This is a genomic window from Nitriliruptor alkaliphilus DSM 45188 (assembly GCF_000969705.1).
GTDB classification, from domain to species: Bacteria; Actinomycetota; Nitriliruptoria; order Nitriliruptorales; family Nitriliruptoraceae; genus Nitriliruptor; species Nitriliruptor alkaliphilus.
In genome coordinates this window covers 4,910,657-4,933,408 of the sequence record NZ_KQ033901.1, presented here as the reverse complement: position 1 = coordinate 4,933,408, position 22,752 = coordinate 4,910,657, and the positions used below count along the sequence as shown (strand labels likewise).

At 70.0% G+C, this 22,752-nt stretch carries 18 protein-coding genes; 3 read left to right on the top strand and 15 right to left on the bottom strand.

From position 1 onward, the window contains the following. Window positions 1–65: 65 nt before the first annotated feature. The 6 genes from NITAL_RS22885 to NITAL_RS22860 all read right to left on the bottom strand — a co-directional run bounded on the left by NITAL_RS22885 (window position 66) and on the right by NITAL_RS22860 (window position 9,130). The gene (locus tag NITAL_RS22885) at window positions 66–947 is read right to left on the bottom strand and encodes a PhzF family phenazine biosynthesis protein (RefSeq protein ID WP_052668603.1); all 882 of its coding nucleotides are present in this window, start codon (window positions 945–947) and stop codon (window positions 66–68) included. 291 nt (window positions 948–1,238) lie between these two features. Then, on the bottom strand, window positions 1,239–3,206 hold the full coding sequence (locus NITAL_RS22880) for an acetoacetate--CoA ligase (protein ID WP_052668602.1): 1,968 nt from the start codon (window positions 3,204–3,206) through the stop codon (window positions 1,239–1,241). 8 nt (window positions 3,207–3,214) lie between these two features. Next, window positions 3,215–4,147 (bottom strand): hydroxymethylglutaryl-CoA lyase, encoded by a 933-nt coding sequence (locus tag NITAL_RS22875; RefSeq protein ID WP_052668601.1) that lies wholly within the window; start codon window positions 4,145–4,147, stop codon window positions 3,215–3,217. Between the two features lie 2 nt (window positions 4,148–4,149). Continuing rightward, window positions 4,150–6,231 carry an acetyl/propionyl/methylcrotonyl-CoA carboxylase subunit alpha gene (locus NITAL_RS22870; RefSeq protein WP_211262618.1) on the bottom strand — a complete coding sequence of 694 codons (2,082 nt, stop codon included), beginning with the start codon at window positions 6,229–6,231 and terminating at the stop codon, window positions 4,150–4,152. 2 nt (window positions 6,232–6,233) lie between these two features. Next, window positions 6,234–7,832 (bottom strand): carboxyl transferase domain-containing protein, encoded by a 1,599-nt coding sequence (locus tag NITAL_RS22865; RefSeq protein WP_052669987.1) that lies wholly within the window; start codon window positions 7,830–7,832, stop codon window positions 6,234–6,236. A 119-nt stretch (window positions 7,833–7,951) separates the two neighbouring features. Beyond that, window positions 7,952–9,130 carry an acyl-CoA dehydrogenase family protein gene (locus tag NITAL_RS22860; protein ID WP_052669986.1) on the bottom strand — a complete coding sequence of 393 codons (1,179 nt, stop codon included), beginning with the start codon at window positions 9,128–9,130 and terminating at the stop codon, window positions 7,952–7,954. 126 nt (window positions 9,131–9,256) lie between these two features. On the opposite strand from NITAL_RS22860, the gene NITAL_RS22855 reads away from it, so the two are divergent. After that, window positions 9,257–9,847 carry a TetR/AcrR family transcriptional regulator gene (locus NITAL_RS22855; RefSeq protein WP_052668600.1) on the top strand — a complete coding sequence of 197 codons (591 nt, stop codon included), beginning with the start codon at window positions 9,257–9,259 and terminating at the stop codon, window positions 9,845–9,847. Window positions 9,848–10,101: 254 nt separating this feature from the next. Here NITAL_RS22855 and NITAL_RS22845 read toward each other — a convergent pair whose 3' ends face one another. From NITAL_RS22845 to NITAL_RS22830, 4 genes are all read right to left on the bottom strand, one after another. Beyond that, the gene (locus NITAL_RS22845) at window positions 10,102–11,745 is read right to left on the bottom strand and encodes an AMP-binding protein (RefSeq protein ID WP_052668598.1); all 1,644 of its coding nucleotides are present in this window, start codon (window positions 11,743–11,745) and stop codon (window positions 10,102–10,104) included. A gap of 244 nt (window positions 11,746–11,989) precedes the next feature. Further along, entirely contained in the window at window positions 11,990–13,429 is a 1,440-nt protein-coding gene (locus tag NITAL_RS22840) for an ABC transporter substrate-binding protein (protein ID WP_052668597.1), read from the bottom strand. Between the two features lie 13 nt (window positions 13,430–13,442). Beyond that, the gene (locus NITAL_RS22835) at window positions 13,443–13,778 is read right to left on the bottom strand and encodes an ArsR/SmtB family transcription factor (RefSeq protein ID WP_052668596.1); all 336 of its coding nucleotides are present in this window, start codon (window positions 13,776–13,778) and stop codon (window positions 13,443–13,445) included. 129 nt (window positions 13,779–13,907) lie between these two features. Further along, complete coding sequence (locus tag NITAL_RS22830; protein WP_083441922.1) at window positions 13,908–14,861, bottom strand: helix-turn-helix domain-containing protein; 954 nt, start codon at window positions 14,859–14,861, stop codon at window positions 13,908–13,910. Window positions 14,862–15,030: 169 nt separating this feature from the next. Between NITAL_RS22830 and NITAL_RS22825 the strand changes: the two genes are divergently transcribed. Both NITAL_RS22825 and NITAL_RS22820 read left to right on the top strand, forming a co-directional pair. Further along, window positions 15,031–16,056 (top strand): phenylacetaldoxime dehydratase family protein, encoded by a 1,026-nt coding sequence (locus NITAL_RS22825; protein WP_052668595.1) that lies wholly within the window; start codon window positions 15,031–15,033, stop codon window positions 16,054–16,056. Between the two features lie 99 nt (window positions 16,057–16,155). Beyond that, window positions 16,156–17,325, top strand: coding sequence for a glutamyl-tRNA reductase (locus NITAL_RS22820; protein WP_052668594.1), 1,170 nt, complete (start codon window positions 16,156–16,158; stop codon window positions 17,323–17,325). Window positions 17,326–17,441: 116 nt separating this feature from the next. Here the strand turns inward: NITAL_RS22820 and NITAL_RS22815 are convergent, their stop codons facing one another. Genes NITAL_RS22815 through NITAL_RS22795 form a run of 5 tightly spaced genes read right to left on the bottom strand, consistent with a single transcriptional unit; the run spans window position 17,442 to window position 22,687 of the window. Continuing rightward, window positions 17,442–18,128 carry a (2Fe-2S)-binding protein gene (locus NITAL_RS22815; protein WP_052668593.1) on the bottom strand — a complete coding sequence of 229 codons (687 nt, stop codon included), beginning with the start codon at window positions 18,126–18,128 and terminating at the stop codon, window positions 17,442–17,444. Continuing rightward, on the bottom strand, window positions 18,125–18,922 hold the full coding sequence (locus tag NITAL_RS22810) for an ABC transporter ATP-binding protein (RefSeq protein ID WP_052668592.1): 798 nt from the start codon (window positions 18,920–18,922) through the stop codon (window positions 18,125–18,127). Before NITAL_RS22810 ends, NITAL_RS22815 begins: the two co-directional genes overlap by 4 nt. Beyond that, window positions 18,919–20,034 (bottom strand): FecCD family ABC transporter permease, encoded by a 1,116-nt coding sequence (locus NITAL_RS22805; RefSeq protein ID WP_083441920.1) that lies wholly within the window; start codon window positions 20,032–20,034, stop codon window positions 18,919–18,921. Before NITAL_RS22805 ends, NITAL_RS22810 begins: the two co-directional genes overlap by 4 nt. Next, the gene (locus NITAL_RS22800; protein WP_083441919.1) at window positions 20,031–21,074 is read right to left on the bottom strand and encodes an ABC transporter substrate-binding protein; all 1,044 of its coding nucleotides are present in this window, start codon (window positions 21,072–21,074) and stop codon (window positions 20,031–20,033) included. The genes NITAL_RS22805 and NITAL_RS22800 overlap by 4 nt, the downstream gene beginning before the upstream one ends. Continuing rightward, window positions 21,071–22,687 (bottom strand): acetate--CoA ligase, encoded by a 1,617-nt coding sequence (locus NITAL_RS22795; RefSeq protein WP_083442304.1) that lies wholly within the window; start codon window positions 22,685–22,687, stop codon window positions 21,071–21,073. Before NITAL_RS22795 ends, NITAL_RS22800 begins: the two co-directional genes overlap by 4 nt. Window positions 22,688–22,752 lie beyond the last annotated feature (65 nt).

The window sequence follows — 22,752 nt, the reverse complement described above, 5'->3', positions numbered from 1 at the left end:
ATGCACCACCGGCCGGCTCGTGGCACCAGGGGACCGCCCGGACGCCGTTCGGGCGTGGCCCGCGATCAGCTGCTGACCACCGGGATCCTCACGGCCGAACCGGTTACCTGGATGCCCCCGGGTGCCGGGGGGACATCGACGAGGAGGAGGCTCGGCCGTCCCATGTCCTCCCCCTGGTGGATCGTCACGCGTGCTGGGGCGGTGAGCAGGCCGGCGTCACGCAGATAGCCGCCGAGGGCAGCCGCCGCGGCACCGGTCGCCGGATCCTCGACGACGCCACCGACGGCGAAGGCGTTACGCGCGTGGAAGACCGCCGGCGCCGCCCGGTGGACGACGCTGACGGTGGTCCACGTCTCCCGCAGCATGACGGCTCGCAGCGCCTCGAAGTCGTACGCCATCCCGGCGAGGGTCCTCCGCGTGGCGACCGGGAGGACGAGGTGGTTCGCCCCGGCGCTCGCCACGCTCGTGGGGAGTCGCGGATCGAGCACCCCGCGGTCCCACCCGAAGATGCCGAGCGTCTCGTCGAGCACGCGGTCCAGGACGGGACCGTGGCTGGCCGGGGGTGCGGTCAGCGTGGCGGTGACGCCATCGGTCCCTCGCCGGACGGCGACGGGCACGACGTCGGACCGTGTGCTGAGACGCACGTGCTCGAGGGTCGGGTCGCGTTCGGCCATCGCGACGGCTGTCGCGATCGTGGCGTGCCCGCAGAACGGGACCTCGGCCGCCGGGCTGAAGTACCGGACGTCGTACCCGTCCCCGTCAGCGCGAGGCGCGACGAACGCGGTCTCGGAGAACCCGACCTCAGCAGCGATGCGCTGCATGTCCTGCTCGGCCAGCAGGCGCGAGGAGATCATCACGCCTGCGGGGTTGCCGGCTGCAGGATCGCGCGAGAAGGCGGTGTAACGCATGACACCCTCGGGGTGGCTGTCGGTCGGCAAGGTGGTCATCCTCGGTCGGACGGGTCAGGAACGTTCGGCCGGGTGGATCCAGATCGATGAGGCCACCGCGATGAGGTCCCCGTTCGCTGCGTGGATGGCGGACCCGGCGAAGGTCTTGCGACCCTCCGAGGCGATGGCCCAGCCATTCACGACCTCCCGCGTCCGCTCGGCCGGCAAGGCCCTGCGCGACTGAGAGGCTACGACCGGCTGAAGCGCACACAGCACTGGACGGGCTGGACTTGGAGTGCCCTGCCGGGGCGCCGACGTGGCCCGAACGCGTCTACCGCCAACGCTGGTCCCCTATCGGAACGCATCCTTGGCCCAGTCGACGTAGGGTGCCAGCGCGTCAGGATCGGCCAGCACGCTCTTCGACGCGGCTTCCTCGGGTGGGGTGCCGCCCAGGATCCGCTTGACGGGAACCTCGAGCTTCTTGCCCGACAGGGTCCGGGGCACGGCCGGCACGAGAACCATGGTGTCGGGGACGTGGCGGGCGGACAGCTGGGCCCGCAGGGCCGACGTGATGCGCCCGCGCAGGTCCTCGTCGAGGTCGTGGCCCTCGCGGCAGGCGACGAACAGGACGAGCTCGCCCATGCCGCCGGTGTCGTCCTCGAGGTGCACGACCAGGGAGTCGGCGACCTCGGGCAGGGACTCGACCACGGCGTAGAACTCGGCCGTGCCCAGCCGGACCCCGCCCCGGTTGAGCGTGGCGTCGGACCGGCCGGTGATCACGCACGAGCCGTCGTCGTGGATGGTGATCCAGTCGCCGTGGCGCCACACGCCCGGGAAGGTGTCGAAGTAGGCGTCGCGGTAGCGCGCGCCGTCGTCGTCGCCCCAGAACGCCACCGGCATGGACGGCATCGGGGCGGTGATGACCAGCTCTCCCCGGGTGCCGATGACCGGCTGGGCGTCGTCGTCGTAGGCCTCCACGCGGCAGCCCAGCATGCGGCAGGGGATCACCCCGGCGTACACCGGCAGGACCGGGGTGGAGCCGACGAAGGCGGTGCACACGTCGGTGCCGCCCGACACGGAGCCGAGCTGGAGGTGATCGCCGACGGCCTCGTAGACCCATCGGAACCCGTCGGCGGGCAGCGGCGCCCCGGTGGACCCCATCGCCCGCACGCCGGTGAGGTCGTGGTCGGTCCCGGGGGTCAGCCCTTCCTTGTAGCACGAGATCAAGAACGGGGCGGACACGCCCATGTAGGTGGTGCCGGTGCGTTCCGCCAGCGACCACAGCGTGTCGAGGTCGGGGTGGCCGGGGTTGCCGTCGAACAGCACGATCGCCGAGCCGACCAGCAGCCCGGACACCAGGTAGCTCCACATCATCCAGCCGGTGGTGGAGAACCAGAAGAACCGGTCCCCGGGGCCGAGGTCCAGGTGCAGCGCCAGGGACTTGGCGTGCTCGACCAGGATCCCGCCGTGGCCGTGAACGATCGGCTTGGGCAGCCCGGTGGTCCCGGAGCTGTACAGCACGTACAGCGGGTGGTCGAACGCCACGTCGACGAACGTCGCCGGGGCGTCGGTGTCGGCCACCAGTTCGTCCCAGCCGACACACCCGTCCCACGACACGTCGGGGTCGAGGTAGCCGAGCAGGACCGTGTGCTGGATCGACGGCAGCGCGGCACGGATCTCGGCGACCTCGCCGGTCCGGTCGATCGCCTTGGCCCCGTACCGGTACCCGTCCACGGTCAGCAGCACCGACGGCAGGATCTGCGACCACCGGTCGACAACGCTGCGGGTGCCGAACTCGGGTGCGCACGAGGACCAGATCGCTCCCAGCGACGCCGTCGCCAGGAACGCCACCAGCGCCTCGGGGACGTTGGGCAGGTACGCCCCGACCCGGTCGCCCTGCCCCACCCCCAGGCGCCGCAACCCGGCCGCTGCCCGGTGCACCTGCTCGCGCAGCTCACCCAGGCTCCACGTCACGGACGCGCGCGTCTGTGATTCGGCCACCACCGCGACGTCGCCGTCCGCGAGCCCGTTGCCACGCAGCATGTGCGCCGCGTAGTTCACCCGCGCCCCGTCGAACCAGGACGCCCCGGGCATCGACGGATCGGACAGGGCCTCGTCGACCGGCGTGGACGACTGCAGGTCGAAGAAGTCCGACACCGCCTGCCAGAACCCTGGCAGGTCCTCGACGGACCAGCGCCACAGCGCCTCGTAGTCACCCACCGCCTCCGGCCGGTGCGCGGCGACGAACAGCCCCAGGCGCGAAGTCGCCCACACGTCCGCTGGCGGGCTCCACAGCAGCTCGGCGTCGGTCTGATCCACGAGGCTCCTCAGCAGTAGTAGGGGTCGTCGGGGCGGGCGTCGCGCCTGGCGAGGATGGCCTGGGCGGCGCGGGAGACGGGGGGTCGGCCGAGCTGGTCGGCCATCCAGGCGATGGTGTCGATCAGCGCGGTCAGGTCCACGCCGGTGTGGACGCCGGAGCGTTCCAGTGCCCAGACGAGGTCCTCGGTGGCGAGGTTGCCCTTGGCACCGGGGGCGTAGGGACAGCCGCCGAGCCCGCCGGCAGAGGCGTCGGCCACGGTGATGCCGGCTTCGAACGCGGCCAGGGTGTTGGCCAGGCCCTGCCCGTAGGTGTCGTGCATGTGCACGGCGAGCCGGTCCAGGCCGGTGTGTGGGGCGAGGTGGTCGAGCAGGTCGTGGACCTGCCCGGCGGTGCCCACGCCGATGGTGTCGCCCAGGGAGATCTCGTGACAGCCCAGGTCGAGCAGGGCGGCGGTGACGCGCAGCACGTCGTCCTGGGGCACCTGGCCCTGGAAGGGGCAGCCGAGCACGGTGGACACGTAGCCGCGCACCCGCAGCCCGGCGTCGGTGGCACGAACCACGACCGGAGCGAACATGGCCAGGGACTCGTCGATGGTCCGGTTGAGGTTGCGCTGCGAGAACGCCTCCGACGCGGCCCCGAACACGGCAACCTCGTCGACCCCCGACTCCAGCGCGCGGTCCAAGCCGGTCTCGTTGGGCACCAGCGCCGGGTAGCGGACCCCGTCGAGCGGGGTGATGCCGGCGAGCACGACGGCGGCGTCGGCCAACTGCGGCACCCACCGCGGGTGCACGAACGAGGTGGCCTCGACCACGGTCAGGCCGGTGGCGGCGAGCCGATCGATGAACCCGACCTTGACCTCGGTGGGCACCACGCCGGGCTCGTTCTGCAGCCCATCGCGCGGGCCGACCTCGACGACGGTCACGGCCTCGGGCAGCCCCATGGTCACTCCTGCTCGTCGTCTGGTGTCACCTCGACCAGCGCGGCGCCGGCCTCGACGGCGTCCCCGGCCGCGACGTGCAGGACGGTGACGGTCCCGTCGGTGGGGGCGGTGACGGGGTGCTCCATCTTCATGGCCTCGACCAGCAGCAGGACCTGGCCGGCGGTGACCCGGTCGCCCTCGGCCACGCGGACCTCCATCACCGCTCCGGGCATCGGGGAGGCCAGTGTCCCGACCCCGCCCACTGCGGTGTTGTCGGCGTGGTGGGTCACGGGGCGCCGGTCCAGCAGCACGGTCCGGCCACCGACGTGGACCCACACCTGCTGGTCGCCGTCCCAACCCGGCTCGACGGTCAACGCCAGCGGCACCCGGGTACCGTCCACGGTCGCGACGGTCCGGCCGTGGTCGTCGGGGTCGTGGTCCAGCGTCACGTCCGCGGCGGTGGGGTCGTCCAGGCCGGCGTCCACGGTGACCGACAGCCGGTCGGCGCGTCCGCGGACGCGGACCAGGTGCTCGGCCTCGCCCTCGACCAGTCGCACCGGGGTGCCGCCGGCTGGCCCGAGCCGCCACGGGCCCAGGCGCCCCCACGGATCGCTCGGATCGCGCTCCGCCGGTCGAACGCCCCGTTCCGCCGCATCCCGATAACGGCTGCCCGTCGGGGCGGCGACCGGCGAGGAGTGGTGCGCGATGACGGCCGCGACGGCGGCCAGCTCGGTGGTGTCGGCGGCCCGGGGTGTCCAGTCGGGCAGGTGCCGGTCGAGGAAGCCGGTGTCGACCTCCCCGGCGGCGAACGCGTCGGTGGCGACCACCTCGGCCAGGTGCGCCAGGTTGGTCCGCACCCCGTGCAACACGGTGCTGGCGAGCACGTCACTCATCCGGGCCACCGCCGCCGCCCGGTCGTCGGCGTGCACGACCAGCTTGGCGAGCATCGGGTCGTAGAACCGCGCCACGACCGTGCCCGACTCGACGCCGGCGTCGACCCGCACCCCCGGGGCGTCGGGCACGTCGAACCGGGTCACCGTGCCGGTCTGCGGGAGGAACCCCGCGGCAGGGTCCTCGGCGTAGACCCGCACCTCGATCGCGTGGCCGTGCTGGACCAGCTGTGCCTGCGAGCACGGCAACCGCTGTCCCGCGGCGACCTGCAGCTGCCAAGCCACCAGGTCCTGCCCGGTGACCAGCTCGGTGACCGGGTGCTCGACCTGCAGGCGGGTGTTCATCTCCAGGAAGAAGAACTCGCCTGTGTCGGCGTCCACGATGAACTCGACCGTCCCGGCGCCGACGTAGTCCACCGCCCGGGCCGCCTCCACCGCCGCCTGGCACATCGCGGTGCGCATCGGCTCGTCGATCGAGGGGGAGGGAGTCTCCTCGACGATCTTCTGGTGCCGCCGCTGGATCGAGCAGTCCCGTTCGAACAGGTGCACCACCTGCCCGTGGGTGTCGCCGAACACCTGGACCTCCACGTGCCGCGGCCGGCCGATCAGGCGTTCCACGATCAGCCGGTCGTCGCCGAACGCCCCGGCCGCCTCCCGCCGGGCCGCCGCGATCGCCTCTGCCAGCTCGGATCCGTCGTGGACCGGCCGCATGCCCTTGCCGCCACCGCCGGCCACCGCCTTGAGCAGCAGCGGGAACCCGACGTCCTCGCACGCCGCGGCCAGCTGCTCGTCGTCCATCGCGGTGGCGTCCACCCCGGGCACCACCGGCACGCCGGCCTTCCGCATCCGGGCCTTGGCCGCGGCCTTGTCGCCCATCAGCCGGATCGACGCCGGCGAGGGGCCCACCCAGACCAGCCCGGCGTCCATCACCGCCTGCGCGAACGTCGCGTTCTCCGACAGGAACCCGTAGCCCGGATGCACCGCTTGCGCGCCCGAGTCCACCGCCGCGGCTACCACCGCCTCAACGTCCAGGTACGACTCGGTGGCCGGCGCCGGCCCCAGCCGCACGGCATGGTCGGCCTCGGCCACGTGCGGGGCGTCCACGTCCGCGTCCGAGAACACCGCCACCGTCCGCACCCCCAGGGCACGACACGTGCGCATCACCCGGCGGGCGATCTCACCCCGGTTGGCCACCAGCACACGATCGAACATCATCGTCACATCCGGAAGATGCCCCAGTCGGGGCGGCCGTAGGGGGCGTGGAAGGAGGCGGAAAGGCCCAGGGCCAGCGCGGTGCGGGTGTCGACGGGGTCGAGCACGCCGTCGTCCCAGAGGCGGGCGGTGGCGTAGTAGGGGTGGCCCTGGGTCTCGTACTGGTCGCGGATGGGGGCCTTGAACGCCGCCTCGTCCTCCTGTGACCACGCCTGGCCGCGGGCCTCGAGGGCGTCGCGGCGGACGGTGGCCAGCACGTTGGCGGCCTGCTCCCCACCCATGACCGAGATGCGGGCGTTGGGCCAGGTCCACAGGAACCGCGGGCTGTAGGCGCGGCCGCACATGGCGTAGTTGCCCGCCCCGAACGACCCGCCGATCACCACGGTGAACTTGGGCACGGTGGAGCAGGCCACGGCCGTGACCATCTTGGCGCCGTCGCGGGCGATCCCGCCAGCCTCGTAGGCCCTGCCGACCATGAACCCGGTGATGTTCTGCAGGAACACCAGCGGGATGCCCCGCTGGTTGCACAGCTCGATGAAGTGCGCCCCCTTCAGGGCCGACTCGGAGAACAGGATCCCGTTGTTGGCCACGATCCCGACCGGGTAGCCCTCGAGGTGGGCGAACCCGCACACCAGCGTGTCGCCGTACAGCGCCTTGAACTCGTGGAACCGGGAGCCGTCCACGATCCGGGCGATCACCTCGCGCACGTCGAAGGGCTGGCGGGCGTCGGTCGGGATGATCCCGTACAGCTCGGCCGGGTCGTACATCGGCGGCTCCGGTGTGGCCACGGCGACCGGCACCTGGTGGGTGCGGTTGAGGTTGGCGACCGCGTCCCGGGCCAGCTGCAACGCGTGGCGGTCGTCCACGGCGAGGTGGTCCACCACCCCGGAGGTGCGGGCGTGCAGGTCCCCGCCGCCGAGCTCCTCGGCCGTGACCTGCTCGCCGGTAGCGGCCTTCACCAGCGGCGGACCGCCCAGGAAGATGGTGCCCTGCTCCTTGACGATGATCGACTCGTCCGACATCGCCGGGACGTAGGCACCCCCGGCAGTGCACGAGCCCATCACCACCGCGATCTGCGGCACCCCCATCCCCGACAGGGTCGCCTGGTTGTAGAAGATCCGGCCGAAGTGCTCCCGATCCGGGAACACCCGATCCTGCTCGGGCAAGAACGCCCCACCCGAGTCCACCAGGTACACGCACGGCAGGTGGTTGTCCCGGGCCACCTCCTGCGCCCGCAGGTGCTTGGTGACCGTCATCGGGTAGTAGGTCCCACCCTTCACCGTCGCGTCGTTGGCCACCACCACACACGTCGTGCCCGCGATCCGACCCACGCCGGTGATGATCCCCGCCCCAGGCGCGTCCCCGTCGTGCATCCCGTGCGCCGCCAACGGCGACAGCTCCAAGAACGGCGTGCCCGGGTCCAGCAGCGCCTCCACCCGATCCCGCGGCAACAGCTTGCCCCGCTCCACATGCCGCACCCGCGACCGCTCCGGCCCACCCTTCGCCGTGTCGGCCAACACCCGCTGCAGGTCCGCGGCCAGCGCCCGATGGTGGGCCGTGTTCGTGGCGAAGGCGTCGCAGTCCGTGTCGACAGCGCTGGTCAGCTGGAGGTTCGCCGGTGCGCCCGCCGCCGGAACGCCGGCGAAGGAGGGGGAGTCGTGCCCGCCCGAGGGCGGGCGCACCGACGTGAAGGCCGGAGCGGAGCCCGCGAGACCGGCCCCCCTCACAGGCCCAACTCTCTGCTGATCAGGATCCGCTGGATCTCGCTGGTGCCTTCGCCGATCTCGAGGATCTTGGCGTCCTGGTAGAAGCGGCCGACGCGGGTCTCGGTGGTGAAGCCCATGCCGCCCCACACCTGGGTGGCCTCGCGGGCGGCGGTGACGGCCTGTTCGGAGGAGTACAGCTTGGCGATCGCCGCCTCCTTCTTGTAGGGCAGGCCCTGGGCCTTGCGCCACGCGGCGTTCCAGTACATGAACCGGGCGGTCTGGGCGGCGACCTCCATGTCGGCGATCTTGAACGCCACCGCCTGGTGCTTGCCGATGGGCCTACCGAACGCCTCACGTTCGTCGGCGTAGCGGACGCACTCGTCCACGCACCCCTGGATCAGCCCCACGGCCAGCGCCGAGATCGCGATGCGCCCGTCGTCGAGGGTGTACAGGAACTGCTTGAGCCCCGCGCCCCGCTCCCCCAGCAGGTTGTCCCTCGGCACCCGCACGTCGTCGAAGGACAGCTCACGGGTGTCGGAGGCGTGCCAGCCGACCTTGCGGTACGGCGGGGCGATCGTCAGCCCCGGCGTGGCGGTCGGCACGATGATCGCCGACAGCTCCTGCTCGCCCGTCCACGCCGTCACCGTCACGATCGACGACATCTCGGTTCCCACGTTGGTGATGAACGCCTTGGACCCGTTGATCACCCAGTCGTCACCGTCCTCCACCGCCCGGGTCCGGGCCGTGCCCCAGTTGTCCGACCCGCCGTGCGGCTCGGTCAGCCCGAACCCGGCGATGCGCTCCCCCCGGCACAGCTCCGGCAGCCACCGCTGCTTCTGCTCGTCGGTGCCGAAGATGTGCAGCGGCACCGCCCCGAGCCCGACCCCCGCCTCCAGCGTGATCCCCAACGACTGGTCGACCCGCCCGAGCTCCTCGATCGCCAGGCACAGGGTCAGGAAGTCCCCACCCATGCCACCCCACTCCTCCTCGAACGGGATGCCGAACAGCCCCATCTGCCCCATCTGCTTGACGATGTCGGTGGGGAACTCGCCCGCCTCGGCCAGCTCCCCCGCCACCGGGTCGATCACCGTGTCCGCGAACTCCTTGACGACCTTCCGGAACTCCTCCTGCTCCGGCGTCAGGGCGAACGACAGCGACCCCTGATCCTGGGCCCGCTGTGCCGACCCGTACACCATGTTCACGTGTCATCGTCTCCTGGTGGTGATCACTGGTGGTGATCAGTTGTTCACCTCAAAGAGGTTAACGATCGATCACCTCCCGCGCAAGTGTCTAGGATTGCCGCCCCTCCAGCTCGGAGACGTATGCGTCCGTACGACATCACGGCGGCCGGCGAGGAGTCGACCCGAGACCGGCTCCTGCGGGCGGCATCGGCGCTCTTCGCTCGGCACGGCTTTCGCGGCGTGGGCATCCGCGACATCGCCAGCGGCGCAGACGTCTCGGGTGCGGCCATCTACAAGCACTTCAAGAACAAGCAGGAGATCCTCGCCGAGTTGCTCGTCGGGATCAGCGAGTATCTCCTCGACAATGCCCTCGAACTGCAACAGGAGCACAAGGGCAGGCCGCCTGAGACCCAACTGCGTCGCCTGATCGAGTTCCACGTCGGGTTCGCACTCGGTTACCGCGACCTGATCCTGATCCAGTACCGGGACCTCGACAGCCTTCAGGAACAGCCCCGGCGCCGGGTGCGCGATCTGCAGCGTCAGTATCTGGACGTGTGGGCGGGAGTCCTGGCAACCATCCATCCGCGACTCCAACTGCCGTCCCATCGAGCACGAGCGCAGGCCTGCTTCGGGCTCATCAACTCGGCGGCTCATCAGGCGCCAGGGACCCCGGGGCTCGAACGCCTCCTCACGGACATGGGTGAGGCGTGCCTCAGCGTGGTCCCCCGTTGACCAACACCTCCCCAAGGTGGTCGCGGTGGTCGAACTCGTCCCCGCGGTGCGCCCGCCACGGGTGGGGGTCGACGAGATGGTGATGACCACCGGCCGGCCCACCCGGCCGCGTCGGCACGGCCCGTTCGGTCAGCACCGCTCGAGGAGCGATGTCTGGATGCTGCTCGCGCCAGGAGCGCAGTCCGCGAAGCATCGAGGACGGGTGGTCCACCCGTGCTGCCTCCGCCGCAGGCACCAGGTGCTGCCGACGTGGGTCATGCTGTGGGTGTGGATGCTGCCGCGCCGAGACCCAGCCGCTCAACGCTGAGCTGGCGCATCTCGACCTTGCGGATCTTGCCGGTGACCGTCATCGGGAAACTGTCGGCGAGAAGTACGTACCGGGGGATCTTGAAGTGGGCCAGCCTGCCGCGGCAGAACTCTTGGATGCTTTCCTGCGTTTCGGTGCAGCCGTCCTTCAACCGCACCCAGGCGCACAACTCCTCGCCGTACTTCTCGTCCGGGACCCCGACGACCTGGGCGTCGGAGACCGAGGGGTGGGTGAACAGGAACTCCTCGATCTCCCGTGGATACAGGTTCTCTCCGCCGCGGATGACCATGTCCTTGATGCGACCGACGATGTTCACGTACCCGTCGGCGTCCATGGTGGCGAGGTCACCGGTGTGCATCCAGCCCTCGGTGTCGATCGCCTCAGCGGACTTCTCGGGCTCCTCCCAGTAGCCCAGCATGACGCTGTAGCCACGGGTGCAGAACTCACCGGCGGTGCCGAGTGGAACCGTGTCACCCGTGTGCGGGTCGACGATCTTGACCTCGACGTGGGGATGCACGACACCCACGGTGCTCGTGCGTCGGACGATGTCGTCGTCGACTCGGGTCTGGGTCGAGACGGGGGAGGTCTCGGTCATCCCATAGCAGATGGTGACCTCGGCACACCCCATGTCGGTGATCACCTGCTTCATCACCTCGATGGGACAGGGCGACCCAGCCATGATCCCGGTCCGGAGCGAAGCAAGGTCGAAGGAGGAGAAGTCCGACAGCGCCAACTCGGCGATGAACATGGTGGGGACGCCGTACAGGCTGGTGCACTGCTCGTCCTGGACGGCACGCAGCGTGGCCGAGGGGTCGAAGGAGGCCGCCGGGATAACCATGGTCGCACCGTGGGTGATAGCGCCGAGGTTGCCCATGACCATGCCGAAACAGTGGTAGAAGGGGACCGGGATACACACGCGGTCCTGTTCGGTGTACCCGCAACCTTGGCCGGTGAAGTACGCGTTGTTGAGGATGTTGTGGTGGGAGAGGGTCGCGCCTTTCGGGAACCCGGTCGTCCCTGATGTGTACTGGATGTTGATCGGGTCGTGCGCCGAGAGCCGACCCATCCTTTCGCGCAGCGACGTCGTGTCGGTCGCCTCGGTGCCGGCGAGCGCATCCCATTCTGGCGACCCGAGATAGATGACCTGCTCGAGGTCGGGCAGGTCATCGCGGACGCTGGCCACGATCTCGGTGGACGACGAACCCCTGAACTCCGGCTCGGCAACCAGCAGTCGGCACCCTGACTGGCGCAGGGCGTAGGCAAGCTCGTGCGTCCGGTAGGCCGGGTTGACGTTGACGAGGATGGCGCCGACTTTGGCCGTCGCGAGTTGCACGAGGGTCCACTCCGGCACGTTGGTTGCCCAGAGCCCGACGCGGTCGCCCTTGTTGACCCCGAGGTCGAGGAGTCCGAGCGCGATCTTGTCAACGTCGCGGTCAAGCTCGGCGTAGGTCCACCTGCGTCCGCTCGGGCGATCCACCATCGCTTCACGGTCACTGTGGCGAGCGACCACGCGCTCCAGCAGCACGCCGATCGTGTCCTCGATCAGTGGTGCGGTGGTCGGGCCTGAGGCCTCTGACAGGACGCCTGACATGATCTTCCCTCCTCACTGCCGCTCAGGACTGACATCGGTTCTCTGCTGGGTCCGATCAGCCCCTTCCAGAAGATGTCTCCCGGGCCGAGATCGTCCGGCACTACGGGCACTGGCTGCCGACAGGTCGACCCACCGCATCCTCCCAAGCTGCTCCGAAGCCGCGTGCGCGACATCCCACGTGGATCCAACCAGGATCGGGTCTTCATGTCAATAGTTCGTGACATATTGACGTGACGGTGGGAGGTCAGGCTGTGGAACGCACCTCCTCGAGGTCGAGCCCGACCTCGGTGGCCGTCGCGAGGAACAGCTGCTGGTTGGTGGCGTCGCGTCCGCGCACGGCGACATCGCCCCGTGGCCCGGACATCCGTGCGCGGACGAGATGATCGACGAGATCGAGCGGACCTCGGGAACGACGGCGGGCAGCGTCCACGTACAGGTGCACCGCGTCGTAGACCGACTCCGAGATGGAGCCGATCGATGGTGCGAGCTGGCCGTACCGCGACCGGTACGCGTCCAGGAACCGGCGGTTCCCATCGTCGGGGAGGCTCTCGTAGTAGCCGGCCACGCCGAGGATCCCGCAGGCCGCGCGGCCACCGATGCGCGCACGCACCGGTTCGTCCAACGTCAGCGCCAACGACCTCCAGCGATCCCGCATGCCCAGCTCGTGGCACTGCCGCTCGAAGTTGACGAGATCCGCTCCGACGAACGACGACAACACGAAGTCCGGGCGGGCACGATCGATCTGCTCGATCAGTCGTGAGAAATCGGACGTGCCCAGCGACGCCGTCGCCTCGCCCACGACCTGTCCCACCCCCATGCCCGGGATCATCGTCGTGGCCGCCCGGTGCACGGCCCGAGGCCACACGTAGTTGTTGCCCGCCAGGAACCATCGTCGGCGGGCTCGACGGCCGAGCGCCTCGAAGGCCGCGCGCAGCTGCTCCCCTGGCCGCTCGCCCAGACGCACCGACAGCTCACCAGTCAGTCCGCCCTCGTTCATGCAGGTGTGGATGACGGGGATCCCGTGCCCGGCCAATGCCCGCGCGACGGGCCGGTAGGTGGCGGAGGTCGTCGTTACCAGGATGGCCCGACAGCCGGCCCGGGCGAGGCGATGCGCCTCGATGACGCCCATCCCCGGGTCGGTCCTGTCGTCACCCACGACCAGACGCAAGGTGGCCCCGCCGATACCGCCATCCGCGTTGACCTCGTCCACAGCCATCTCGGCAAGCAACTCCGTGGCGGCAGCGAACGTGCTACCCGGCCCTGACTTCGAGGTCAGGAGGCCGATCGGGTGGCCACCCACCACGTCACGCCCCGACAGATCGCACCCTCGATGCCGCAGGAGCCACTCGACACCGGCCTCGTCGATCTCGGCGACCAGACGCACGGTCGTCGAACCAAGCCCTTGAGGCGTCAACGTGAGCCGAAGGCGACCACGCCACGGCTGGTGATGGACGATCTCGATGCGACGGGGCGCATCCACAACCGCGATCCGACCGAGCACCTCCACCGACTGGCCGCTCGTACCTCCCACAGGGGCTAAGAGGGCGATCGTGCTGCCCACCGACAGGTCCTGGACATCCGCGCCGAAGACCCACCCGGCTTCGGACGACGAGCCCAGCAAGTCGAAGACCTGCGCCACCGGCGCATCGATCGTCTGGTGCGCACTGAGCGTCAGAGCGCCCATCGCGTCTCCGTCCCTAGGAAGTCTTGCGGGCAGCACCGGGTTCTGTGGCCTCGGCAGCCGCCTTCGCATCGTCCAGGGAGATCTGGAAGATCGACTGGAGCGTCTCGATGACATCCTGAACCACCCCGTCCGGCCGGACGGAGTAGTAGCGGAACCGGCCCTGACGGCGCTCCTTGATCAGGCCGGCATCGCGGAGGACCCGCAGGTGCATCGATACAGCGGTCCGACCCACCTGCGGGATCTGCTCGGCGAGTGACCCCGCGTTGCACTCGCCACGGTCTGCCAGAACAGAGAGGATCGACCGGCGCACGGGATCCGCTAAGGCGTTGAAGGGGAGGTTCTCGTTCATGCCATCCTCTGTCAGTGTGCGCTGACATGATAGCGGACCTGTCTGGTCGAACCTGCCGGGATGGGAGAAGGCTGGCTACACGCCAGGGTCGACGCGGGAGAAGCTGAGAGACCTCGGACGGCTTCGGGGTCAGTGCAGTTGGCTGCGGTAACGACTCGGGCTCACGCCGTACTGGCACTTGAATGCCCGGCTGAACGCCGCCGAGTCGGTGAAGCCGTAGCCAAGGGCGATCTCGGTCAACGATCGCATGCGTGATCCCGGGGACGTCATGGCCTGGCGGCAGGCCTCGAGCCTGCGGGATCGGATCCAGGAGGCCACGGTGGTCCCCTGCTTGGCGAAGATGCGGTGCAACGTCCGTGTCGAGATGCAGAACGCATCCGCGATGGTCTGTGGATTCAGGTCGGTGTCCTGCAGGCGCTCCTCGATGTACTTGCGCACCATCCAGAAGTGCTCGACGGAGGTCGCGTCAGCGTCGGCCAGTCCGGCCGCTTCCCAGGCGGCAGTGATCGTGAGCTCGGCGCACTCGTCCGCGAGTCGTGCGGAGATCGTCGGGGACAACCCGGACTCGAGTTGCATGAGCCCCGTGAGCATCGGAGACAGGATCCGCGCGACACCTGACTCGGCGCCGAGGAGCCGCGCGGTCAGCCGCTGGGAATCACATCCGAGGAGCGGAACCATCTCGCGGGGCCAGGTGTAGACCAGCAGGCGCCAGTCGCCGGTCAACGTCCAGGTGAACGGGCGTGAGGATTCGTAGATCGCGAAGTCACCCGGACCCAGGCTGCAGGTCCGGCCGTCTTGGACGAGGTGCCCAGCCCCGCGGCTCACCAGACCGATCTGGAGAACGTTCGCCGCGCTGCGTGAGACGAGCCGTGAGGTGCGTTCGAACATCTGCGGGGTGGACTCGACCTCCGCTACCCCCAGGTGGGCGAGCTGACGAGATCGCACTGCGCCGACGAGCTCGGACGAGTTGCTGGGGGCGACGTTGAGGGCGACGAACTGGTCGCGGATGACTGAGGTCCAGTCGCGCAGGTTCCCGGCGCGCAGGGTTTCGATCCCCTGATCTGAGGTTGCCGCGTCGTCCATGTCCGGCAGTTTAGCTGCCAACGACGGGGCTCCGGCCTCGGTGCTCGAAGGTTGTCGCTGGACGCCAACAGGGTGTCGCGGAGGGTCAAGGACGCCGCGCCACCGGCCCTTAGCGTCGGCTCGCCGAGCCAATCAACGCAGGAGGCTGACGATGCCACGGAGTGTCCGCGTGACCGACACCGAACCCCGGTTCGAGATGTGGTCGACGACCTACCCGGAGGGGGTGACCGAGATCCTGTTCGCCCAGTTCGGTGCACAGGCGCCAACACTGGATGAGGCCAACTCGGCCCTTGGTGAGATCATCCCGCTCGTCGAGCAAGGCGATGTCCCCACGGTGCTCGACCGTGGCCAGTTCGTGGATGCGTACGGATACGCACACGCCACGCTGATGGTCTACTGGTTCGACCCCGAGGCCTACGCCCGGTGGTCGGCTCAGCCGGCGGTGCAGGAGTTCTGGAGCTCCCGCCCGCTCTCGGGTCCGGTCGGCTACTACCGCGAGACGGCCGTGATTCCCCGCGACCACATCGAGACGCTCTACACACCGCATGACCCCAAGGAGTACGACACCCCCGGCATCGCCCAGCACGTCGAGGTCGGCCCCACCAAGGTGCACGATTACTGGGGGTCAGCGCGGGACCGGATCACGGCTTCTGAGCACGACGACCTGGACGGCGAGCTCTTCGAGTACACCCCGACCGAGGTGGACACGAAGGGTAAGCGCATCGAGGTGCCGGTGCCGGGCAACGTCTGTCTCATCCGTACCGCGCAGGACTGGCGCAAGAGCACGGTCTTCAAGGACGACTACTTCGCCAACGTCGGCCCGGTCAAGGACGCGGGTGTGGACTACTTGGCGGTCAGTCCCGCCACCGGATGCATCCAGACCCGCAAGATCGACGAGCAGTCCATCGACGGCGACGTCATCGAACGATCCTGCACGATCGGGTGGTTCCTCTCACTAGAGCACCTGATGACCTGGTCGCGTGCGCATCGCACCCATCTGGAGATCTACGGAGCGTTCTTCGAGATGATGATGGGCAAGGACGGCGAGCCCATGGACATGTCCCTGTGGCACGAGGTCTCGGTCATCCCCAAGGACGCGGCCACGTCCCTGTACGTGAACTGCCACAACCGGACCGGCTTCCTGACGATCCTCGACCACGTCGACGGCCACGTCCTCGAGCCGGCCAAGACGTAGGCGACAGCGTGTCGTTGTGTGTGACCCGGCCACACCTGACGGGGCGCCGGCTACCTGCCCGGCGCCCCGTGCCCTCCGACTGGATCGAAGGGAGCCGTCATGCGCCTGACCATCGTGGGTGTCAACCACCGGTCCGCGCCCGAGGGTGTCCGTGAGCGCCTGGCTCTCGACGCCCCGGAGCGCGAGGCTCTGCTGCGGCGTGTGGCGACGACCTTCCCCGGCTGCGAGGCCATGGTGCTGGCGACCTGCAACCGCACGGAACTGGTCCTGGCCGAACCGGAGGGTGGCCGCGCCGCCGACGTCTGGCACCTGGTCCTCGAGTCCCGTGGCGTCAGCGTGGAACCGGGACAGGAACCGTGCGGGTCGGCCGAGGTCGTCCGCGAGCAGCGATCGGGGTGCGACGCCGCTCACCACGTCCTGCGCGTGGCGGCTGGCCTTGAGTCCGCGGTGCTCGGAGACGTCGACGTCCTCCGCCAGCTTCGGCGCGCCCGCGACGAGGCCGTGACCGCAGGCACCTGCGGCAAGGTCCTCCACCGGCTCGTCTGTGAGGCGGTCCGGACCGGCAAGCGCGTGCGCACCCGGACCGAGCTGGCGGCCGGCGGCGCAGGGATCGGCTCGGCCACGGCCGCGCTGGTCACCGCCGAGCTCCCGAGCGCCGACAAGGTCGTGGTGGTCGGGGCCGGTGTGGCGTCCCGGGGGATCCTGGCCCAGCTTCGCCGCCTCGGCGTTCCCGACCGCGTGGTCGTCAACCGCACCAGCGCACGTGCCGCGAAGGTCGCGCGGGCCCACGGGGCCTCCTGGCAGCCGGCTGACGCACTCGGCGACCTCGTCGCGTCTGTCGACGCGGTGGTCGTGGCGGCGCCGGGATGGAACCTCGACGCCGTCTGGTGGGACGGCGTGCTGGCTCGCCGGACCGCGCCGGCGGAACTGCTGGTCGTGGACGTGTGCCTGCCCCACGAGGTCGATGACCATCCCGGCATCGACCGCCGCGACCTCGGGGACGTCCAGGCCCACCGCGATGCCACCCTCGCGGTCCGCGCGGCCGCCATCCCGGCCGCCGAGGCGATCGTGGCCGGGGCGCTGGGAGACTGGGAGGCCTGGTGTGCGAAGTCGGCCTTCGACGCCGTCGTCGCCGGCTGGTACGCCGAGGCCCACGACCACATCGGGCGCGTCGCCGCCACCGTCGATGACCCCGACGTGGTGCGCGCCGAGCGTGCCCGCGTCCGGCGGGTTCTCCACGACCGGGTGACGGCCTTGCACAGCCGCTGACCGCTCCGCCGACCAGCGCGCCGACCTCGTCGCACACCTCGCCGTCGACCTGGGCGAGTACTCCTTCGTGCCGCCGGACTGGACCGAAGATGGCGACACACCGAAGGAGCGAGGTGTCAGCGCCTGGTACGTGCCCGGAGCCGCGCCTCCCGGTCCTCTCGGGAGCGGCGCGGGCAGCCCGCACAGGGTTGCTGGTTCGGCGCCCGGTAGAGCAGGCAGCATGAGCTGCGTCGCACGTGACGCTGTGTGGGGCTGTCGTACGCCCCCGGGTGGTGCGATACGTCCGCGAATCGCGGAGTCGGCATCGGTGCACCCACCGCGCGGGCCACTGCCAGTGCGGCCTCGGTTGTCTGCTCGGTCTGCCGACGGGCACGGCCGACCTCCAGGAACCGGTCGGCGATGGCATCGGCACCGATCGCCCAGAGCGGCCGCGGCCGCGGGACGTACGGTGCCAGCGCAGCGATCGCAGCCTCGAATGCCTGGCGGATCGCCGCGGCGAGCGGCTCGACGCCTGGCGGCAGGTCGGCCGTCGAATGTGAGCCGGCGAGACGGCTGGTGTCCTCGCGGTGGAAGACCACGTTCTCGAGTCGCGGACTGCAGGTCGCGCCGGGCGTGAAGAAGCTCTGCGCCGCGGGGCCGATCAGGTGCGGCGCTGCCGAGTACCACCACAGGGTCCCCAGGACCCGGGCATCGTCGGTCGCCCACATCCGACCCCGCAGCTCGATCTCGCCGGCGAGCCAGCCTGCGTCGAGGGTCCGCGTCGCGGGCACGGGCGTGGCGGGGACGGTCGTGGCGGTGCTCAATGCGGCACCAGCGGTCGGTGGTAGCTGATCGCCGGCCGCCCGGTCACGGCGCTGACCTCCACGGCGGCCTCCACCCCGTACACCTCGCGGAGCAGCTGCGGGGTGAGCACCTCCTGCGGCGTCCCGTTGGCGACCACGCGGCCCTCGTGGAGCACGACGAGCTGGTCGCAGAACGTCGCCGCGAGGTTCAGGTCGTGCAGCGCGGCGACCACGGTCAGGCCAACGTGCTGCACGGTTGCGAGGATCTGGAGCGCGTGGGCGATGTCGAGGTGGTTGGTGGGCTCGTCGAGGGCCAGCACCGTGGGCTCCTGTGTGAACGCTCGCGCCAGCTGCACCCGTTGCTGTTCACCACCCGAGAGTGTGTGCCAGGAGCGGTCCGCCTTGTCGGCCATCCCGACCTCCTCGAGGTGGAACAGCGCCACGGCGCGGTCGACCTCGCTGGCACACCGCCACGACCCCTGGTGAGGGATCCGACCGAGCAGTGTCACGTCGAGGACCGTCAGGTCGACGTCGGTGCCGACTCGCTGCTCGACCAGCGCCAGCCGGCGTGCCACCTGCCGCCGTGGCAGGGCCGCGACGTCGTCGGCGCCGATGAACACCGCACCGTCGTCGGGGGCCAGCAGCCGCGCGATACCGCGCAGGAGCGTGGACTTGCCCGAACCGTTCGGGCCGATGAGGCCGGTGAACCCACCCTGCGCGACGTGCAGGTCGGCACCCTGCACGATCGCGGTGTCGGCGATACTCACCGTCAGCTCGCACACCGCGAGCGGCTCGCCCTTGGCCAGATGGCTCATGTCGTGACCCCGAGCCTTCGCCGCAGCTGCCAGATGAAGACCGGGACGCCGACCATCGCGGTGATGATGCCGACCGGCATCTCGCGGGGTTCGAACATCGTGCGCGCGGCGACGTCCACCCAGAGCAGGAACAGGCCACCGACCACCACTGCAGCTGGGAGCAGGCGCCGGTGATCCACGCCGACCAGGAACCGCACCGCATGCGGCACCAACAGGCCGACGAAGCCGATCGCGCCGCTCACCGCGACCAGCACTCCCGTCAGGAGCGAACAGGTCACCAGCAACAGCCACCGGATCCTGTTGACCTCGATGCCGAGACTGGCGGCGGCGTCCGCGCCGAACGCGAAGGCGTTGAGCTGGCGCGACGCCCCCAGGCAGATCGCCACGGCCGGCACCAGCACCCAGATCACCGTGGTGACCGAGGAGAAGCGCGCCGCCGCCAGCGACCCCGACAACCAGAACTGCGCCTCCTGGGTCGCCTGCGGATCGGCCACCCACAGGATGACGAAGGCGGTACACGCGGCGAAGAACGCACCGATCGCGACGCCCGCCAGGATCACCCGGTCGGGCCGGATGGCGCCGCCCTGCTGGGCGATCGCCAACACCAGCACGAAGCTGCCGAGTGCTCCGAAGAAGGCGCCGCCGGAGACCGCGACCATCCCGCCCCCGACACCAGCCACGATGACCGAGACCGCACCCAGCGAGGCGCCCGAGGAGATACCGAGCAGGTAGGGGTCGGCCATCGGGTTGCGCATCAGGGTCTGCATGACCGCGCCCACCAACGCCAGCCCACCGCCGACCATCGCCGCGGTCAGCGCCCGCGGCAGGCGCAGCTGCCAGACCACGTTCGCGCGGATCTCACTGATCTCCGTGCCACCCAAGCCGAGCGCGGAGACCTGCAGGAAGCCCAGGCCCGAGCGGTCGGTCACCACCGTCCACACCTCGCGGACGGAGATGTCCGCCTGACCGACCCCCACCGCCACCAGGCAGGAGACCAGCAGCGCAGCAGTACCGAGACCGAGCAGCGTGAGCTGCCCTCCCCGGCGGTCGGCGCCCGTGACCGTCGTACCGGCGAGGACGCGGCGGACGGTCCGGGTCGCGGTCTGGCTCATCCCTCAGCGCCCCAACCGCGCAACGCATCGCCGATGGTCTCGATCGCCGCGACGTTCTGCAGACCCGGGGTGGTCTGCGAGAACGGGAGGACGACGACCCGGTCCTCCTCGAAGGCCCGCAGCAGACGCAGCGTGTCATCACCGGCGATGAAGGCGCGCTTCTCGTCGATGTCCCCGTCGCCGAAGTCCGCCATCACCACGATGTCGGGATCGCGCTCGATGACCTGTTCCCAGCTGACGTCGCCCCAGTCGCCCGCGACATCGTCGAACACGTTCTCCAGGCCGAGCTCGCGCATGATCATCCCCGGTGCCCCACAGCACAGACCACCCCACGGCTCGTTGGTGCCGATGTCCCACCAGAAGACGCGCAGCGGTTCGGTGTCGGGCAGCGACGCGCGGACCTCCTCGATCGCCGCCTGCTGCTCGGCAACGAGCTGCTGTGCGCGCTGCTCGACCCCGAGCAGACCGCCGAGGTCGGTCAGCTCACCCCAGAAGTCCTCGGACCCGAGCGGCTCGCCGGACGTCTCCCGCTCGGGACACGCCGCCGGAGCGAGGTAGGTCCGGATACCCAGCGACTCGAACTCGTCGCGGGACTGCATGCCGCCCGCCTTCTCGAACGCACTGCGGTAGGCCGAGTAGACGAACCCCGGCTCCGCTTCGAGCACGACCTCGACGCTGGGGTAGAACTCCGTCCCGGTGTCGAACAGCTCCAGCTCGTCGAAGCCATCACGCAGATCGGGGCTGATGGAGTCCCGGTCGCCGATCGCACCGACGATGCGGTCCCCGACACCCAGAGCCAGCAGGTTCTCGACCGCGGCGGAGTTGGCGACCACGATGCGCTCGGGCACCTCACCGACGGCCACGTCGCGACCACAGTTGACGATCGCGCCCGTCTCCGCCTGAGGCGGATGGGCGGCGGCAGCGTTGCAGGCCGAGAGCAGCAGGCAGCTGAGGAGGGATCCGACGAGGAAACTGCGACGGCGTCGGGTCGACGGGGACCACCGTCGACGTATGGAGGCGGCTACGAACGGACCCCTCATGCGGGCAGCCTCCTGAGTTCCACGCGGCGGATCTTCCCGGAGATGGTCTTGGGGAGCTCCTCCATGAACGTCACCTCGCGCGGGTACTTGTAGGGAGCGGTCTGCTCCTTGACGAACTGCTGCAGCTCCGCCGCCAGCTCCGACGAGGGCTCGTGACCGGGGGCCAGGACGACGAACGCCTTGACGGCCTCGCCGCGCATCTCGTCCGGGACACCGATCACCGCGGTTTCCGCGACAGCCTCGTGCTCCATCAGGACGGACTCGACCTCGAACGGGCCGATCCGGTAGCCGGACGAGATGATGACGTCGTCGTTGCGGCTGCGGAACCAGAAGTAGCCGTCCTCGTCGACGTGGGCCCGGTCGCCGGTCAGGTAGTAGTCGCCGAGGTGTGAACGCGCGGTCGCTTCCTCGTCTCGCCAGTACTCCGTGAACAGCCACGGTGGGCGTTGGGGTTGGACGCGGACCGCGATCTGCCCCTCGGAGCCGGGGGGAAGCGGCTCACCCTGTTCGTCGACGATGACGACATCGAGCCCGGGCGTGGGCTTGCCCAGCGACCCTGGCTTGATCGGCATGCACGGGTAGTTGGCCAGCAGGTTCACGGTCTCGGTCTGGCCGTAGCCGTCGTGGATCGCGGTCCCCGTGGCCCGCCGCCAGGCCTCGAAGGTCTCAGGGTTGAGCGCCTCCCCGGCCGCAAGGCAGTGGCGAAGCGACGAGAAGTCGTAACCGGACAGGTCCCGCAGCACGAAGTTCCGATAGATCGTGGGCGGGGCACAGAACACGGTGACGCCGTGGTCGACGATCATCCGCAGCATCTGCTCGAAGTCGGGCTTGCCCTGGGCGTTCCACGCCATCACGGTCGCCCCGACACCCCACTGGCCGAACAGCTTCGACCACGCGGCCTTCGCCCAGCCGGTGTCCGACACGCCCCAGAAGATGTCTCCCGGGCCGAGATCCTGCCAGTAGCGGGCGGTGATCTGGTGGCCGAGGCCGTAGGACGCGTGGGTGTGCAGCACCATCTTCGGGTTGCCGGTGGTCCCGGAGGTGAAGTAGATGAGCATCGGATCGTCGGCGGCCGTCTCCACCACGTCGGGCTCGGTGATGGATGCGTCGGCCATGGCCGCCGACAGGTCGACCCAGTCGTCCGCCGCACCGTCAGCGACCAAGGCGAGCCGCAGGGACGGACGGTCCGCTCGGATGGCGTCGATCCGAGCCATGCCGTCCGGGTCGGTGACGACGACGCTGGCCTCGGCACGGTCGATGCGGTACGCGAGGTCCTTGGCGGTCAGCTGGGTCGTGGCTGGCATCGGGATCGCGCCCAGCCGGATGGCTGCCAGCACCACGTCGTACCAGGCGATCACGCGCGGGAGCATCACCAGGATCCGGTCGCCCTTCGTCACGCCGAGGTCTGCCAGGACGTTGGCGGCCTGGCACGTCCGGTCGCGGAGCTGCGCGAACGTGTAGCGGTCGGCGGTCCGCCCGTCCGGCGACACCATCAGCAGGGCGGCGCGGTCCGGATCGCTGGCCGCGCGCGCATCGACGATGTCGCGCGTCGCGTTGAACGCCGCCGGTACCTCGAGGTGGAACGCGGCACGCTCGGCTTCGTAGTCGGTCATGTTCGGCATGGAACGGACTCCCAACATCGCTTCCGTCTCGCACCGAGTCGACCGGCTCGGTGGTA